This is a genomic window from Mesorhizobium sp. M7A.F.Ca.AU.001.01.1.1 (genome assembly GCF_004022735.1).
Taxonomy (GTDB): Bacteria; Pseudomonadota; Alphaproteobacteria; order Rhizobiales; family Rhizobiaceae; genus Mesorhizobium; species Mesorhizobium ciceri.
The window spans coordinates 1-15,959 of the sequence record NZ_RZPF01000042.1; the positions used below are offsets into that span (position 1 = coordinate 1).

Sequence of the window (15,959 nt, forward strand, 5' to 3'; positions counted from 1 at the left end):
GGCTCGCACCTTGCAAGGCGCCGCAAGACTGGCAATCGATCCGCAGATGACCGCCCCCGCAGCGATCCGTCGGCAACCATGACGCCGACACTGCAGTCCTGTTCCATCATCACTAGAATTGAGCACCATCTTGCCTGCGTCGGCCAAAGCCGGGGCAATAATCTGGCGCCGACGGCCTTGCGCAAAGACCAGCCTTTCCAACACAATCAAGAAAAGCCGCAAGAAGGGAACGAACGATAATTTTCACAGCTTGAAGGAGAACAAGCATGTCACTTCGCAGTGTGATTTCGAACTTAACAATGGGAACCTTCGCACTCGCCGCGGCGAGTGCACTGACACCTTCCGCCCAAGCCGCCGCACCAGAATCCAACGATCCGATCAAGATCGCGCTGTTCGACTGGACCAGCGTCAATCTGAACGCCAAGATCCTTGGCGGTATCCTGGAAAAGCTCGGCTATACCGTCGAGTATCCCACGGCCGACTACCTCTCCAGCCTGACCACGGGCCTCACCAATGGCGATCTTGATGTCGGCCTGGAGTTCTGGGACACGACCGCCGGCGAAGCCATGAAGGCCTCCGATGCGACCGGCCAGACCGAACGGCTGGGTAAGCTCGGACCCAAGGCCAAGGAAGAATGGTGGTTTCCGGAATACATGAAGGAGAAATGCCCGGGCCTGCCCAATTGGGAAGCGCTGAAGGACCCGAAATGCGCCGAAGCCTTCTCGACGGCGGAGACCGCACCGAAGGGACGCTATCTCGGCGGCCCGGTGACATGGGAAGGCTTTGACGACGAGCGCGTCGAGGCGCTGAAACTGCCCTTCACCGTCATCCATGCCGGCACCGACGCGGCGATGTTCGCCGAGCTCGATTCCGCCTATCAGCGCAAGGCGCCGATCATGCTGTGGATCTATTCGCCGCATTGGGCGCCTGCCAAATACAAGGGCGAGTGGGTTGAATTCCCGGAATACACGCCCGAGTGCTACAACGACCCGAAATGGGGCGTGAACCCCGACGCCAAATATGACTGCGGCAAGCCGCATGGCGAGATCTGGAAATACTCCTGGTCCGGCATGAAGGACAAATGGCCGGTCGCCTACAAGGTGGCCAAGGCCTACACGATCGACACCGATGAGCTCAACAAGATGAGCGGCGAGATCGATCTCGGCGGCAAGACACCGGAGGACGTCGCAGCTGCCTGGATCGCCGCCCACGAGGCCGACTGGAAAGCCTGGGCGCAGTGATCGTTCCGACTGGAAAAATGAGACCCGGCTGCTGACCAGCCGGGCCTCACTTGTTGATATTCCAGAGGGACGTTCGAATGACGGACAGGACTGAACAGGAGCCAAACACGGCGGGCGCGCCAAAAGACGCCCGTCCGGTAAAGCTTGCCTGCCGCAATGTCTGGAAATTGTTCGGATCGAACGCGGCCAATTTCATCCGCGAACGTGACGGCAAGGCCAGCATAGCCGACGTCACGGCTGCCGGGCTGGTCGGCGCGGTGCGCGCCGTCGACCTCGAAATCCGCCAGGGCGAGATTTTCATCATCATGGGCCTGTCGGGCTCCGGCAAGTCGACGCTGGTGCGCTGCATGTCGAGGCTGGTCGAGCCGACCCACGGCAAGGTCGAATTCGAGGGCAATGACCTGCTGAAAACCTCCGATGCAGCACTCATCGAATTGCGACGACACCGCATGGGCATGGTGTTCCAAAATTTTGCGCTGTTGCCGCATCTCAACGTGCTGGAGAACATCGCCTTCCCGCTCAGCATCCAGGGGCAGGACCGGGCGACACGCGAAGCAAGGGCGCGCGAGGTCATCGAGCTTGTCGGCTTAAGGGGTCGCGAGCATTTCTATCCGCGCGAACTGTCCGGCGGCCAGCAGCAGCGTGTCGGCATCGCCCGCAGCCTGGCGACAAAACCGGAAATCTGGTTCCTCGACGAGCCGTTCTCGGCGCTCGATCCGCTGATCCGCCGCGAGATGCAGGACGAGCTGATGCGGTTGCAGATGATGCTGCACAAGACCATCGTCTTCATCACCCATGATTTCGACGAGGCCATCCGGCTGGCCGACCGCATCGCCATCATGAAGGATGGCGAGGTCATCCAGATCGGCACGCCGGAGGAACTGGTGGTCAATCCGGCGACCGACTACGTCGCCGAGTTCACCCGCGACGTCGACCGCGCCAAGGTGATCTCGGCACGCAGCCTGATGCGCGCCTGCGACGGCTCGGAGCACGGCGGAACGGTGGCGCCGGAGGCCAAGATATCCAGCTTTTCCGCCAGCATCGTTGCCGCCAACAAGCCGTTCGCGGTCGTCAACGGCAGCGGCAAGCCGATCGGCGAGGTGACGCCGCAAGCGGTGATCGATCTGCTGGCCGGCATTGAGCGTTCCGGAGCCGGCACATGACGGTGACGGCAAGCGCCGGCGAAACACGGTCGCGCCCGGTTCAGGTCTGGCTGCTCGTCTGGGCGGTGGCACTCGCGGCCGTGCTTGTCGTGTTCCTGTTGCGAGACCGCCTGTCCTGGGCGGTCAATTATCCGGCCAGCGCCGTCGTGCCGGTCGCCGATTGGGTCAGCGCGCTGATGCGCTGGATCAAGTCGAACCTGTCGTGGCTCACCCGCTCGATCACCGCGGTGCTCGGCGTTCCGCTCGATTTCGCGCTCAATCTGCTGGCCAAGAATTTCAAGATCGGTCGGGGCGCAGAAGCCTATGTCCTGCCGCGGCTGTCCTGGGTCGGCGTCTGCGCTGCCGCCTTCATCGCGGGGCATGCCGCCGGCGGCAGAAAACTCGGCCTGCTGGTCGGCGGCTGCTTCCTCTACATCGCGCTGTTCGGCCAATGGACCAGCGCCATGCTGACGCTTGGGCTGATCTCCATCGCCGTGCCGTTCTGCATCGTCACCGGGCTGTTCGCCGGCATCTGGGCGTGGCGCAAGCCGTGGGCCGAAAGGCTCATCGTCTCCCCTGCCCTCGACCTGATGCAGACGATCCCGACCTTCGCCTATCTCATCCCAATGCTGCTGCTGTTCGGCAACAGCCCAGTCTCGGCGATGATTGCGACCGCCATCTTCGCCACCCCGCCGATGGTGCGAGCAACGATGCTCGGCCTATCGCGGGTGCCGTCGGAGATCGACGATTTCAGCGAAATGGCCGGCTGCACGGCGCAGCAGAAACTGTGGCGGGTGCTGCTGCCGTCGGCGCGGCCGACATTGATGGTCGGCGTCAACCAGGTCATCATGCTGGCGCTGAACATGGTGATCATCGCTTCGATGATCGGTGCCGGCGGCCTCGGCTACGACGTGCTCCTGGCGCTACGCGCGCTGAAGGTCGGCGAGGCGATGGAAGCCGGCCTTGCCATTGTGGCACTCGCCATCGCACTCGACCGGCTGAGCCAGGCCATCGCGCACAGCCAAGCAAAGGGCCATGTCCATCAGGAGGTAAGCCCGAGCCTCTGGCGGCGCTACCCCAACCTGACGCTGGCCATCGCCATCCTTGTCGTGACAACACTGTCCGGTCTGTTCGTGCCGGCCTTGGCAGTGGTGCCGAAAGCGATCACTTTCACCACGGCGCCGCTGTGGAAGGCGGCGGTGAACTGGGTGACCATCAATTTCTTCGACACGATCGAAGCGTTTCGCGTGGCGCTCATCCTCAATCTGCTGAACCCGCTGCGCGCCTTTTGCGAGGGCTTTCCGTGGCTCGGCGCCGTCTTCCTGCTCGGCCTTGCCGGCTATCAACTCTCCGGCCTGCGTCTCGCCGTCCTCGTCGCCGCGCTGACCGCCTTCTGCGCCATCACCGGCCTGTGGGAAAAGACCATGGCGACGGTCTATCTCTGCGGTATTTCGGCCTTCATCGCCTGCCTGATCGGCATCCCGATCGGGCTGATGGCTTCGCGCAGCGACCGGTTCGAGAAGATCGTCACGCCGGTCATCGATACGCTGCAGGTGCTGCCATCCTTCTGCTTCATCATCCCGGTGGTGATGCTGTTTCGGGTCGGCGACGTCACCGCGATGATCGCGACGATCGCCTTCGCCGTGGTGCCGGCGATCCGCTACACCAATCACGGCATCAGGCAGGTGCCGCCGGCGCTGATCGAGGCGGCCAAGGTGTCGGGCTGCACGCCGCGCCAGACCTTCTTTCGCGTGCAACTGCCGCTGGCGCTGCCGGAAATCATGCTGGGCGTCAACCAGACGATCCTGATGGCGCTGGCAATGATCATCATCTGCGCCATGGTCGGCACCCGCGATCTCGGCCAGGAAGTGTTCATCGCGCTGTCCAAGGCCGATTCCGGCCGCGGCATCGTCGCCGGTCTCGCCATCGCCTTCATCGGCATCGTCGCCGACCGGCTGTTCAACGCCTGGACGGCGAAGGCGCGCGCAAGGCTGGGTTAGGATTAGCCGCCCCGATACAGGAGAGAATGATGACTGGCCGGATCGCTCACTGCACCTGCGGCCAATTGCAGATCCGCTGCCCGCAAGAGCCGGCCAAGGTCTCGCTTTGCCATTGCCTGGACTGTCAGCGGCGGACCGGCACTCCGTTCGGGATCGCCGCTTTCTTCGATGCCGCCGAGACCGAGATCAGCGGCTCATTCCAGACATTCCAACGCGATTCCGACAGCGGCTTTCCCGTCACCTTTCATTTCTGCGGAACGTGCGGCTCAACGGTCTTCTGGTATCCGTCACGAAAACCGGCGGCGGTAGCCGTCGCAGTCGGCTGCTTCGGAGACCCGGCATTTCCGGCGCCGACGCAGTCTGTCTATGGCGAGAGTCGCCACGGTTGGGTCGAGGCGCCGGCCTGACGGCGCCCACTCGTTATTCCGCCGCAACGCCCTTCACCTCAAGATAGCTCTCCATCGAATCATCGAGCGCCTGCAGCCACGGCGTATGATGCAGCGGCGCCATGGTGCCGGTCATCAGCGAGCGGTAGGCGTGGTCGCGGAAGCTCATAATGTCTTCGCCCTTGTGGTGTTCCCATTCCATGAAGGTCTGGTTGACCGCCTCGACGTCGAAACCGGGATAATCGGTCTGGTCCATCAATTCCTTGGTGTAGTCGCCCTGGAACCAGATCATCTGCTCGGCGTCTTCCAGCGTTTCCTCACGCGCGCGCCACTTCGCGCCGTGAGCGGCCATCGCCTCGGCCGAGGGCAGCTTGATGCGGCCCATGATGACGTCGCGGGCAAACCAGGCCTGCGCGTCGAACATATTGAAGGTGTAGAACTGATCCTGCATGCCGATATAGGAAAGCTGTGGGTTCTTCTCCCAGACGACGCCTTCATAGAGATCGAGCGGCCACATGCGGTTGGCTGTCTTGAGCTTCAGATCGTCGGTCAGGAAGGGGAAGGAATGCAGGTACCCGGTGCACAGGATGATGGCGTCGACATCCTTGGTCGTGCCATCCTTGAAATGCGCGGTTTTGCCGACGACCTTCTGCAGCAGCGGCACCTCTTTCCAATTCTCCGGCCATTTGAAACCCATCGGCTTCGAGCGGTAGCTGGAGGTGATGGATTTGGCGCCGTATTTGTAGCATTGCGAGCCGATGTCCTCGGCCGAATAGGAGCGGCCGATGATCAGGATATCCTTGCCCTTGAACTCCATCGCGTCGCGGAAATCATGGCTGTGCAGGATGCGGCCATTGAAGGTGGAGAAACCCTCGAAATAGGGCACGTTGGGTACCGAGAAATGCCCGGAGGCGACGACGACATTGTCGAACTCTTCCGAGTAGGTGACGTCGTTGGTGCGGTCATGCGCGGTGACGGTGAATTTCTTCGTCTCGTCCGAAAACGTCACCATGCGCACCGGGCTGTTGAAGCGCACCCATTTGCGCAAGCCTGATTTCTCGACGCGCCCCTTGATGTAGTCCCACAGCACGGCGCGCGGCGGATAGGAGCCGATCGGCCGGCCGAAGTGCTCCTCGAAAGTATAGTCGGCGAATTCCAGGCATTCCTTTGGTCCGTTCGACCAGAGATAGCGATACATGGAACCGTGCACCGGATCGCCATGCTCGTCGAGACCGGTGCGCCAGGTGTAGTTCCACAGGCCGCCCCAGTCCGACTGCTTTTCGAAGCAGACGATCTCGGGAATGTCGGCGCCCTTGTCGGCCGCCGATTTGAAGGCCCTGAGCTGTGCCAGGCCGGATGGGCCGGCTCCGATGACGGCAACGCGACTTTTCATGGCAGGCCTCCCGATCTGGTTTCGACTTTTGCCTTGACGCAACTCCCAAGGGGAAAGCGCTATGCGCTTTTTCCGGAATTGCTCTTACGAAACAAATTTCACTCACAGGGACAGTAATTGGCCCTTTCGTGCTGTCAACAGCCCGGTGCGGAAACAACGTTCCGCCGATGTGGATTTCCCGCAAAAAACCGGACGCGGCCAAACGCCGGATCGTGCGCATGTGCTTTCAGGCGACTTGCCGTCGCAGTTGCGCTGCTGTATCGGCACCTGACATGTTCACCTAGAGTGAAATAAATCCGCAGGAGTGCCGGGGGCGACATGGCGAAGAAGGTTTCCGATTCCAAGGCTGGTCCAGCCGGTGCAAAGGCCAAGCCGCAGCCAAAGGTCTCGGCCGACGGGAAAACCATCCGCGCGCCGCTGACGCAGAACCCGCATGCCATTCGCGACACGCGCGAAAAGGTGCTGGAGGTGGCGATCGGCCGCGAGGTGCGCGCCTTCCGCAAGAAGCTCGGCATCACCGTCGCCGATCTGGCGGTCGCCACCGACATTTCGCTGGGCATGCTGTCGAAGATCGAGAATGGCATCACCTCCCCGTCACTGACCACCTTGCAGGCGCTGTCGCGGGCGCTCGGCGTCCCGGTGACAGCCTTCTTCCGCCGCTTCGAGGAAGAGCGCAGCGCCGTTTTCGTCAAGGCCGGCCAAGGCCTCGATGTCGAGCGCCGCGGCACGCGCGCCGGTCACCAGTACAATCTGCTCGGCCATATCGGCTCCAACACCAGCGGCGTCGTCGTCGAGCCCTATTTGATCACGCTGACCGAGGATTCCGACGTGTTTCCGACCTTCCAGCATGAGGGCATGGAATTCCTCTATATGCTCGAGGGCGAGGTCGTTTACCGGCACGGCAGCAATCTCTACCCGATGAAGCCCGGCGACAGCCTGTTCTTCGACGCCGACGCGCCGCACGGGCCGGAACAGCTGACGAAACTGCCGATGCGGTATTTGTCGATTATCTGCTATCCGCAGAGCGCGGGTTGAGCGGGACTCGATCTCCCCCCACGAGGGGGAGATCGGCAGCTTCGCGGGCGTCGCTCAATCCGGCCCGAACCCAGGGCTCGTCGGGCTGCCGTCGTCGAGCTTCGACAGCCACTCGACCAACGTTGACCTATATCGGGTCAGGCCCTTGTAGTTGCCGAGTTCGTCGGGCAGGTCGCGGATGACACGGTGCAGGCGCCGGGCCCATTTTGGTTGCGTCACCAGCTCATCCATCTTGATCAGATAGCAGCGGATCGGAAAGACGATGCCGTTCGAGCGCGGCAGGCGCCAAAAACTCTGCAGCTCGACGCGCAGATGCACTTTGTCGCCGACATTCTCCGGCGTCACCGTAGCCCGGTCCGGACCCCATTTGTGATAGTTTTCGGGGCTGGTGTCGAGGCGCGGATTGATGGTCATCGTCCAGTTCAGGCGCCTGGCCGGCTTGCCTTGCTGGATGTTGGTGAGGAATTTCAGCGCCCTGACAAAAATCCCCTTCTCATGCGCCAGCGGCACCGGCGCGTGCCATTCGAAAAAGTTCATGCCGATGTCGAAATCGAGCGACCAGTCGGCTTGGGTGGTGACCATGCCGGCATCCATCCACAGATTGCCGTCGCGCTGGTCGAGGATGCAGAAGTCGCCCTGGCTCTGGCGGGTGATGTACTCCATCGGGCCGTAAGGCAGCGTCGAGGTGTCGCCGAAGGTGAAGGTGTCGTCGATGCCGAGCGGCCGGTTGATCCAGCGCCAGCGGTCGCCGTCGCGGGTCAGTGTGAAATGTTCGGGATAGCCCAGCGCCTGCTGCTCCATCAGCAGTTCCAGCAGGTCCCAGCCGGCCAGCGTCATGTGCGGCAGCGACTGGCAGCGCAGCGGGTCCTCGGCCAGCACCAGCGCCCGGTCCTGCATCTCGGCGACATAGTGCTCGTCGACGTCGATCAGGTTTTCCAGCACGCTGCCTTTCGGCCCGACGACATGCGGCTCGATGTTGACCGCATACATGTAGGCGTCTTCGTGGAAAGGGAACGGGAAGCGCCTGATGTGCTCAGGGCTGTTCCTGAAGGTGAAGTCGTCGCGGAACGTTTCCTTGCGAAAGGTGATGCCCATGATTTCCTCCTAGCGCTCCAGGACCAGCGACCGGCCCTCGAAGCGCGACACGCACGGCATGATCTTCTTGCCCGAACGGTGCTCTTCCTCGCTCAGCCAGTGGTCGTTGTGGATGAACTTGCCGTCGCAAGAGATGACGTTGGTTTCGCACTGGCCGCAGACGCCGCCGCGGCAGAGATAGGGCGGATCGACGCCGGCCGCTTCGATCGCTTCCAGCAGGCTCTGCTGCTCATCGACGCGGATCGTCTTGCCGCTGACGGCAAGCGTCACGTCGAAAGGCAGGCCAGGCTGGGGGGCCGCGAAATGCTCGAAATGCACGGTTTCCGATGGCCAACCGAGGCTTGCCGCGCGATCACGCACCCAGTTGATCATGCCGGCCGGGCCGCAGACATAGAGATGCGTGCCGAGCGGCTGCGTCGACAGCAGCCGGTCGAGTTCGATGCGCTCGTCAAGGTCGTCATGATAGAGCCTGACCCGTCGGTCGTAGCGCTCGCGCAGCACATCGGCATAGGTGCCGAGCGATGCGGTGCGGCAGGTGTAGTGCAGTTCGAAATTGCCGCCTTCCGCCGCAAGCTGAGCGGTCTGCGCCATGAACGGCGTGATGCCGATGCCGCCGGCCAGCATCAGATGTTTTTTGGCGCGCAGGTCGAGCGAGAACAGATTGACGGGATAGCTGACCACCATCTCCATGCCGGGCTTGACGTTCCGGTGCATGAACAGCGAGCCGCCGCGGCCGACATCGTCGCGGCGCACCGAGATCGTGTATTCGCGCGTGTCGAGCGGCGAGCCCATCAGCGAATAGGGGTTGAGCCTGGTGCGTTCGCCGTCGCGCATCTCGACCACGACATGGGCGCCGCCGGAAAAGGTCGGCAGCAACTCGCCGTCGCGCCGGCGGAAATGGAAGCGGGTGACGAGGTCGTTGACCGGGACGACGTCGCTGACCACGACATCGAGTTTTGTTGTTCCGGCGCTCATCGGAAAACCTCCTCCATCGGAGGAATCTCGCTGCGATCCTCGGCGTTGATGCAGACGCCCTGGAACGCCGCGATGCGCCTGGAATAATGATCGCGCACCAGAAGCAGCAGGCCGCAATGCGCGCAGGTCGCCGGCTGCGTCGTCACATTCTCGGTGATGCCCTTGCAGTGGACGCATTGCATGCGCCGCGCCAGCGAACCGCGGTGCTCGGTCTGGATCGAAGTGTGGTCGATGCCGGCTTCAAGCGCCACCTGCATCGCCTGGCCGATCAGGCCCTCAGTGCCGGCGAGATAGAGGCGCAGGCCCATATGCGCATTTGCCAGTGTCTGCCTAAGCCGTGGCAGCAGGCTGGCGAAGGATGGCGACAGATGAAACTGCACCGGTCTCAGCGCTTCGAGGGCTGCGGTGTGTTTGCCGTCAGGCCCGGGAATGAAGACGATGTCGGCGTCGTCGAAAAACCCGGGCGGCGCCCTCCCGGCCATCTCCGCTATCGCCAGCGCCCCTTCCGCATCCGCGATAAAAAGATGATGCTTGCCGGGCTGCGGAGACAAGGTTCCGTAAACAGGCCGGCTGATGATGCTTTTGGCTGCCATTTAAGTCTTCGTGCCTTCGAGCGCTTCACCGTTTCATAGAAACGGCGGACCGCTCTATCTCTTTGCTTTGACGCAATTCCGGACGGAAAACCGTTTCACACTTTTCCTGGAATTGCTCGAACCCCTCGCCGTCGACTATGCCTCAACCTTTCGCCGTGCGCTTGGTCTTCTTGGGATCGTCGAATGGCAATGGCTGGGCGGTGGCCTTGATGGCGCCGCTCCTGTTGCGGATTTCGAGCTTGGTGTCCTTGACCGCGCAGTCGACGTCGAGGCGGGCGATGCCCATCGATTTCTCGACCAGCGGCGAATACATGGCGCAGGTCACCACGCCCACCTTCTTGCCGTCGCGATAGACCAGCGCACCCTCATCGGCCGGCTCCTTGCCGTCGAGCAGAACGCCGTAGATCTTGAAGCGCTCCTTACCCTTGAGGCGATAATGCTCCTCGGCGCCGCGAAAGCCGGTCTTTCCGGGGCTGACGGTGAAGTCGAGGCCGAGTTCCCACAGCGTGTCGCCGGGTCCTTCGTTCTCGAACGGGTATTTCTGCGAATTGTCGTAGGGGTAGAACAGCAAGTAGCTTTCCACCCGCAGCATGTCGAGGGTGGTGAAGCGGCACGGAATGATGCCGGCGCTCTTGCCCTCGTCGAGAATCCTGTCCCAGATCGTGCCGGCATCCTGGCCGCGGCAGAAGATCTCGTAGCCGCGCTCGCCGGTGTAGCCGGTGCGCGAGATCATGACGGGCAAACCGAACAGTTGCGTCTGCATATGATGGAAATAGTTGAGGTCGCGAATGCCCGGCACGTGCTTGGCCAGATAGTCGACGGCGGTTGGCCCCTGCAGCGAAAGATCGTGCAGATTGTCGTCGAAGCGCAGCGACACGTCGCGGCCCATAGCCGCCCGCTGCAATTCTTCATGGCCGGTGCCCGAACCATGCACGACCATCCAGGCATTGGGGCCGGTGCGGTAGAGGATGCAATCGTCGGTGAATTTTCCCGCCTCGTTCAGCATGCAGGCATAGGCCGACTTGCCGGGATAGATCTTTTCGACGTCGCGCGTCGTCGCCAGGTCGATCAGGTGTGAAGCATGCGGCCCGGTGATGTGCACCTTCTTGAGGCCGGAGACATCCATCAGGCCAGCCTTGGTGCGGATGGCGATGTACTCCTCGTCGGCATCCTTGTCGTAGGTCCAGGCGGTTCCCATGCCGCTCCAGTCTTCGAGCTTCGAACCGAGCGCTCGGTGGCGATCCGCCAGGGTCGAAAATCTCCAGGATGCCGTCATCCGCTCGTCCTCCGTTTCGATAATGCTCTGCTGTTCCCTGCCCCCTGCGCAGTGGCGGGAGCTTTGACCGAATATTGATCGCAAACGCCAGGACGCCGCAATACCCATAAGCAATTAATTTCATTGTCAGGCAAAATCCACCGCGCAAAGCAAACAGTTAACCTCACGTAAATCGCGCTTGACAATTGCGGGATTCGGACTGAATTTATGAAAAAAATTTCACTCTCTTGAAAGAGGGCAGCGGCCGGCCAATTCGGGGCCTGGCGTTGGAAAAAGGGGAAAACCGATGTCAGACATGCAACAGCGCATCGAAGCGCTGTACCGCTCCGACGTGCGCGGATCTGCGCTCCTGATCGTCTGCCTGTGGGCGACGATCCTCTTCGTCCTGCTCATGACATGGCCCTACATCCCGCACAGCGGCATCAAGGCCGTGGTCGCGATCGCCGCCGCCGCCGTGCTGATCTTCAACACGGCCGCCATCCTGGCGATGGTCAAGCACTACAAGGAAGACAAGGAATTCATCTACGGGCTCGACATCAAGAACGCCGACGCATTCCGCAACCGCAAGTCCTGAGGGGTAGAAGAAATGTCCCGCTACACGCCGCCGGAGCAGAGCAAGGCCGGGCAGGTTTTCGACATCGCCGTCGTCGTCGTCGCCATTTTCGTGGCGCTGTGGCTGCCGCTGAAACTGGGCCTCGCCGGTGCGGCGAAATCCATCGACGCGCTCGACGCCAAGACGTGGGAAGCGCTCGGCCAGAACCCGACCATGGCCTCGATCTGGGAAAAGCTCGGCTACACGCCCGAGACCGCGCACGACATCATCCAGAACCGCTTCCATTATGTCATCGACTGGCCGACGCTGATCATAATGGCTGCGGTGCTGATAGGCTATTTCGTCTTCCTGTTTCGCGCATCCGACCGCGAATATCGCGACGTCATCAACGAAAAATTCGACGACAAGTAAGAGTTCTGAGGACGATTTAATTCGGGGACACGATCATGTGGGTGGCACTCTCTTACGCATGCTGGGGCATCTCGATCGTGCTCGCTTTGTGGATGCTTTACGACTGGTTCAAGGTCGACACGACCTTCTCCGAAGAGGTGCTGACCTCGTCGCGCGAAGGCGAACTGGAAGCCACTTCCGAAAAACACCGGATCTGAGTGAGGATTGAACAATGACGATCGCACTTGAACCGGCTGCCCCGGCTGTCCAAGGGGACAGAGTTTCACTCCTGCGCGTGCTCGGACCGGCCCATGTCTGGGCGCTCGGCGTCGGCATCGTCCTGGTCGGCGAATTCACCGGCTGGAATTTCTCGGCGGACAAGGGTGGCGCGCTGGCCGCGCTCATCGTCTGCTGGGTCGTCGGATTGCTCTACACCTCGGTCGCGATGATCGATTCCGAGGTGACATCGACCGTGGCCGCCGCTGGCGGCCAGTATGCGCAGGCAAAGCACATCGTCGGACCGCTGATGGCGTTCAACGTCGCGCTGTTCCTGGTCTTTGCCTACACGATGCTCGAAGTGTCCGACGCCATCCTGCTCGGCGACACCATCGTCGCCAAGGCCGGCGTCGAAGGGCTCACCCACAATTCCTTCATCGCCGCGACCATCGTCGTGCTGGCGTGGCTGAACTATCGCGGCGTGCTGATGACGCTCAACGTCAACTTCGTCATCACCGCGATCGCCTATATCTCGATCGTCATCCTGTTCTTTTCGGTCAGCCCGTGGACGCAAGGCGCGGTGCTGAAGCTGAACGAACTGGTCACCCCAGGCAATGCGCTTCCCTATGGCTGGATCGGCGTCATCGCCGCCTTCCAGTTCGGCATATGGTACTATCTCGGCATCGAAGGCACCACACAGGCCGCCGAGGAAGTGCGCTCCCCGGCCCGCTCGCTGCCTTACGGCACCATGGCCGGCATGATCACGCTTTTGATCGCGGCGGCCATGACCTGGTATGTCTGCGCCTCCCTGATGCCCTGGGAATATCTCGGCATCACCTACTATCCACTGTGGGACGCCGGCAAGCTGACCGGCAGCCCGCTGCTCGAGAACCTGTTGTTCGTCGCCACGCTGCTCGCCGCGCTGGCGTCGGCCAATGGCTGCATCAACGATGCGGCGCGCGCCTGGTTCTCGCTCGGCCGCGACCGCTATCTGCCGACATGGTTCTCGGCCGTGCATCCGAAATATCGCACGCCCTATCGCTCGATCCTGTTCCTGCTGCCGATCGCGCTGGCCTTCGCCTTCATCGCCGACCTCAACCAGGCGATCACCTTTTCGATCCTGTCGGGGGTGCTGCAATACACGTTCATGAGCATCAACATCATCATGTTCCGCAAGAAATGGCCGCTGGGCTCGATCCGCCGAGGCTACACCCACCCCTTCCATCCGATCCCGGCCATGGTGCTGTTCTGCCTGTGCGTGGTGACCTTCTTCGCCATCTTCCTCGGCTTCGGCTCGCAGCTGATCGCCATGGTCGCCTTCTACTTCCTGATCTCGCTGTGGTTCCACTTCTACCGTTACAAATTCGTGCGGCGCGGCGACCAGTTCACCATGCCGTGGCCAAAGCCGCAGGGTTATTGATGGGAGTAGGCCCGTCCGGATCCCGGGCGGGCCTGGCATGAGAAAATGTCCGATCTGACATCAGCACTGCTGGCCGGGGCCATTGTCCTGGTTGTCGTTCTCCACCTTGCCTGGCAAGCGCGTGCCAGCCGCAGCAGGGCATCGATGGCGCTCGCCGTCGAGCAGGACCGCATCCGCACAATCATCGCCGATGCTGCCAATGTTTCGGATGGCACCGCCGGCGTCATCACCTGGGAAGGATCCTGGAACAGCAAACGTGTCCAGGTGCGCACCATCGTCGATACGCTGGCGACGCGCAAACTGCCGGCGCGCTGGCTCAGTGTTTCGATCACCGAAGAGGTCGCGGTACCAGCCACCTTCGACATGATGATGCGGCCGGGCTCGCCGACGACCTTCTCCAATTTCGATCATCTCGAGCATACGCTGCCCAAGGCTCCGGGATTTCCCGCCGAGTCGGTGCTGCGCACCGACCGCAGGGCGGCGCGCTTTCCGCAAGGCCTGATCGCCAGCCATATCGAGATCTTTTCCGAAGGGCGCGCCAAGGAACTGCTGATCACGCCCAAGGGTATACGCATCGTCTGGCTTCTGGCCGAAGCCGAGCGGGCGCGCTATGGCGTTTTCCGGCAGGCCGAATTCGGCGACGCCGCACTCGATCCCGCGCTGATCGAAAGGCTGCTGATGTCGGTGTCGGCGCTTCGCGACGCGATCAACAAAAGCGAACGGCAGGCCGCATGACCAGTTCCGCCACTGCACCCGCCAATCCCTATCTGGTTCTCGGCGCCGCAATCGTGCTGCCGGGAAGCGGGCACGTCATTCTGGGCGTGCCGGTGCGCGGCCTTCAATTCCTTTTCTTCATGGTGATCCTGGCATGGGTGACGGCCAAGATCGCGCCGCCCGATGCCAGCTTCGTCGGCCGTCACGCCGGCGGCTTCCTGATCTATGCTTTGTCGATCCTGGACGCCTACAAGCTCGCCCGCATCCGCACCGCCAAATGGGTTCACAACGCCCGGCAAGGCAACGATAGTGGGCAGAGCGGCATTGAGACGCATAGGTAATTAGAGGAATATTTTTTTCATACGATTGAATTTGCGGACCTCATTCGATACATCATTTTCAGAGTTGCAAACGATCTCTTAGCTACAAAACGTCGGGAGGCTGACATGTGTGGAATTGTCGGACTGTTTTTGAAGGACAAGTCGCTGGAACCCCAGCTTGGCGCGATGCTGTCGCAGATGCTGATCTCGCTCAGCGATCGCGGTCCCGATAGCGCCGGCATCGCCATCTATGGCGCGCCGTCCAAGAATGAGGCCAAGATCACCATCCAGTCGGCCAAGCCCGACCGCGATTTCCGCGGCCTCGAGGCGGAGCTCGCCAAGGCCATCGGCACGCCGGTGACGATCGCGGTGAAATCCACCCATGCAGTCGTCAGGACCACCCCCGCGAAGATCGATGAAGCGCGCGAAACCATCCAGGCGCTGCGCCCCGACATCCGCATCATGGGCGCCGGCGACGTGGTCGAGATCTACAAGGAAGTCGGCCTGCCCGAGGCAGTCGTCGATCGCTTCGATGTCCGCAAGATGACCGGCACACATGGCATCGGCCATACCCGCATGGCGACGGAATCGGCGGTGACGACGATGGGCGCGCATCCGTTCTCGACCGGCGCCGACCAGTGCCTGGTGCACAATGGCTCGCTGTCGAACCACAACAATGTCCGCCGCGAACTGATCCGCGAAGGCATGACCTTCGAAACCGAGAACGACACCGAAGTCGCTGCCGCCTATCTCTCGTCACAGATGGCGCATGGCAAGAATCTCGGCGAGGCGCTGGAAGGCACGCTCTCCGACCTCGACGGCTTCTTCACCTTCGTCGTCGGCACCAAGAACGGCTTTGGCGTGGTGCGCGATCCGATTGCCTGCAAGCCAGCCGTGATGGCCGAAACCGACCAATATGTCGCCTTCGGCTCGGAATATCGCGCGCTGACCAAACTGCCCGGCATAGACAATGCGAGGGTCTGGGAACCCGAGCCCGCAACCGTCTATTTCTGGGAGCATTGAGTTCATGCCGGCAACCACGCTTTCAAAAACCGCGGCACACGACCCTCGGGTCTTCGATCTCGACCAGTTGTCGCTGCGCGAACTCAACCAGGCGCTGCACAATCTGGCTCCCGGCTCGAACGAAACGGCATGGGAAGTGCTGAACCCGAAAGGCAGCCATTCGGTGGCCGTTGGCGTCGACCAGCCT

The 15,959-nt window shown here is 61.8% G+C and carries 18 protein-coding genes and 1 pseudogene; 14 read left to right on the forward strand and 5 right to left on the reverse strand.

The genetic code is table 11. From position 1 onward, the window contains the following. The 5 genes from EN884_RS38930 to EN884_RS04630 form a co-directional block, all read left to right on the forward strand. A partial coding sequence (locus tag EN884_RS38930) for a hypothetical protein (protein ID WP_206617556.1) occupies positions 1-240 on the forward strand: 240 nt, incomplete at its 5' end. A gap of 26 nt (positions 241-266) precedes the next feature. Next, a complete protein-coding gene (locus EN884_RS04615; protein ID WP_027163833.1) occupies positions 267-1,241 on the forward strand; it encodes an ABC transporter substrate-binding protein in 975 nt (324 codons plus the stop codon). Positions 1,242-1,318: 77 nt separating this feature from the next. Further along, complete coding sequence (locus tag EN884_RS04620) at positions 1,319-2,404, forward strand: glycine betaine/L-proline ABC transporter ATP-binding protein (RefSeq protein ID WP_063167624.1); 1,086 nt, start codon at positions 1,319-1,321, stop codon at positions 2,402-2,404. Continuing rightward, on the forward strand, positions 2,401-4,383 hold the full coding sequence (locus EN884_RS04625) for an ABC transporter permease subunit (RefSeq protein ID WP_063167623.1): 1,983 nt from the start codon (positions 2,401-2,403) through the stop codon (positions 4,381-4,383). The genes EN884_RS04620 and EN884_RS04625 overlap by 4 nt, the downstream gene beginning before the upstream one ends. Positions 4,384-4,412: 29 nt before the next feature. Beyond that, on the forward strand, positions 4,413-4,790 hold the full coding sequence (locus tag EN884_RS04630; protein WP_063167622.1) for a GFA family protein: 378 nt from the start codon (positions 4,413-4,415) through the stop codon (positions 4,788-4,790). 13 nt (positions 4,791-4,803) lie between these two features. Here EN884_RS04630 and EN884_RS04635 read toward each other — a convergent pair whose 3' ends face one another. Then, positions 4,804-6,162, reverse strand: coding sequence for an NAD(P)/FAD-dependent oxidoreductase (locus tag EN884_RS04635; protein ID WP_013532892.1), 1,359 nt, complete (start codon positions 6,160-6,162; stop codon positions 4,804-4,806). A gap of 318 nt (positions 6,163-6,480) precedes the next feature. Here EN884_RS04635 and EN884_RS04640 point away from each other — a divergent pair, with 318 nt between their 5' ends. Further along, positions 6,481-7,197, forward strand: coding sequence for an XRE family transcriptional regulator (locus EN884_RS04640; protein ID WP_013532893.1), 717 nt, complete (start codon positions 6,481-6,483; stop codon positions 7,195-7,197). Positions 7,198-7,251: 54 nt separating this feature from the next. On the opposite strand, the gene EN884_RS04645 is transcribed toward EN884_RS04640, so the two are convergent. The 4 genes from EN884_RS04645 to EN884_RS04660 all read right to left on the reverse strand — a co-directional run bounded on the left by EN884_RS04645 (position 7,252) and on the right by EN884_RS04660 (position 11,136). After that, positions 7,252-8,292, reverse strand: a complete 1,041-nt coding sequence (locus tag EN884_RS04645) for a DUF3445 domain-containing protein (RefSeq protein ID WP_063167621.1) — start codon at positions 8,290-8,292, stop codon at positions 7,252-7,254. A gap of 9 nt (positions 8,293-8,301) precedes the next feature. Further along, on the reverse strand, positions 8,302-9,267 hold the full coding sequence (locus tag EN884_RS04650; RefSeq protein ID WP_063167620.1) for a PDR/VanB family oxidoreductase: 966 nt from the start codon (positions 9,265-9,267) through the stop codon (positions 8,302-8,304). Beyond that, positions 9,264-9,860, reverse strand: a complete 597-nt coding sequence (locus EN884_RS04655) for a dimethylamine monooxygenase subunit DmmA family protein (protein WP_063167619.1) — start codon at positions 9,858-9,860, stop codon at positions 9,264-9,266. Before EN884_RS04655 ends, EN884_RS04650 begins: the two co-directional genes overlap by 4 nt. 142 nt (positions 9,861-10,002) lie before the next feature. Then, entirely contained in the window at positions 10,003-11,136 is a 1,134-nt protein-coding gene (locus EN884_RS04660; RefSeq protein WP_063167618.1) for an aminomethyltransferase family protein, read from the reverse strand. 286 nt (positions 11,137-11,422) lie between these two features. Here EN884_RS04660 and EN884_RS04665 point away from each other — a divergent pair, with 286 nt between their 5' ends. From EN884_RS04665 to EN884_RS04700, 8 genes and pseudogenes are all read left to right on the forward strand, one after another. Continuing rightward, positions 11,423-11,710 (forward strand): hypothetical protein, encoded by a 288-nt coding sequence (locus EN884_RS04665; protein WP_013532898.1) that lies wholly within the window; start codon positions 11,423-11,425, stop codon positions 11,708-11,710. Between the two features lie 12 nt (positions 11,711-11,722). Continuing rightward, positions 11,723-12,100: a hypothetical protein gene (locus tag EN884_RS04670; RefSeq protein WP_013532899.1), complete on the forward strand. Its 378-nt coding sequence runs from the start codon at positions 11,723-11,725 to the stop codon at positions 12,098-12,100. A 35-nt stretch (positions 12,101-12,135) separates the two neighbouring features. Next, positions 12,136-12,297, forward strand: coding sequence for a hypothetical protein (locus EN884_RS04675; RefSeq protein ID WP_013532900.1), 162 nt, complete (start codon positions 12,136-12,138; stop codon positions 12,295-12,297). A 14-nt stretch (positions 12,298-12,311) separates the two neighbouring features. Continuing rightward, entirely contained in the window at positions 12,312-13,715 is a 1,404-nt protein-coding gene (locus tag EN884_RS04680) for an amino acid permease (RefSeq protein ID WP_024502594.1), read from the forward strand. Positions 13,716-13,760: 45 nt separating this feature from the next. Then, entirely contained in the window at positions 13,761-14,450 is a 690-nt protein-coding gene (locus EN884_RS04685; protein WP_024502593.1) for a hypothetical protein, read from the forward strand. Further along, positions 14,447-14,770: a hypothetical protein gene (locus tag EN884_RS04690; RefSeq protein WP_063167617.1), complete on the forward strand. Its 324-nt coding sequence runs from the start codon at positions 14,447-14,449 to the stop codon at positions 14,768-14,770. Before EN884_RS04685 ends, EN884_RS04690 begins: the two co-directional genes overlap by 4 nt. Positions 14,771-14,875: 105 nt before the next feature. After that, a complete protein-coding gene (locus EN884_RS04695) occupies positions 14,876-15,772 on the forward strand; it encodes a glutamine amidotransferase family protein (RefSeq protein ID WP_063167616.1) in 897 nt (298 codons plus the stop codon). Positions 15,773-15,776: 4 nt separating this feature from the next. Further along, positions 15,777-15,959, forward strand: a pseudogene (locus EN884_RS04700) (protein GlxC); the annotation flags it as partial.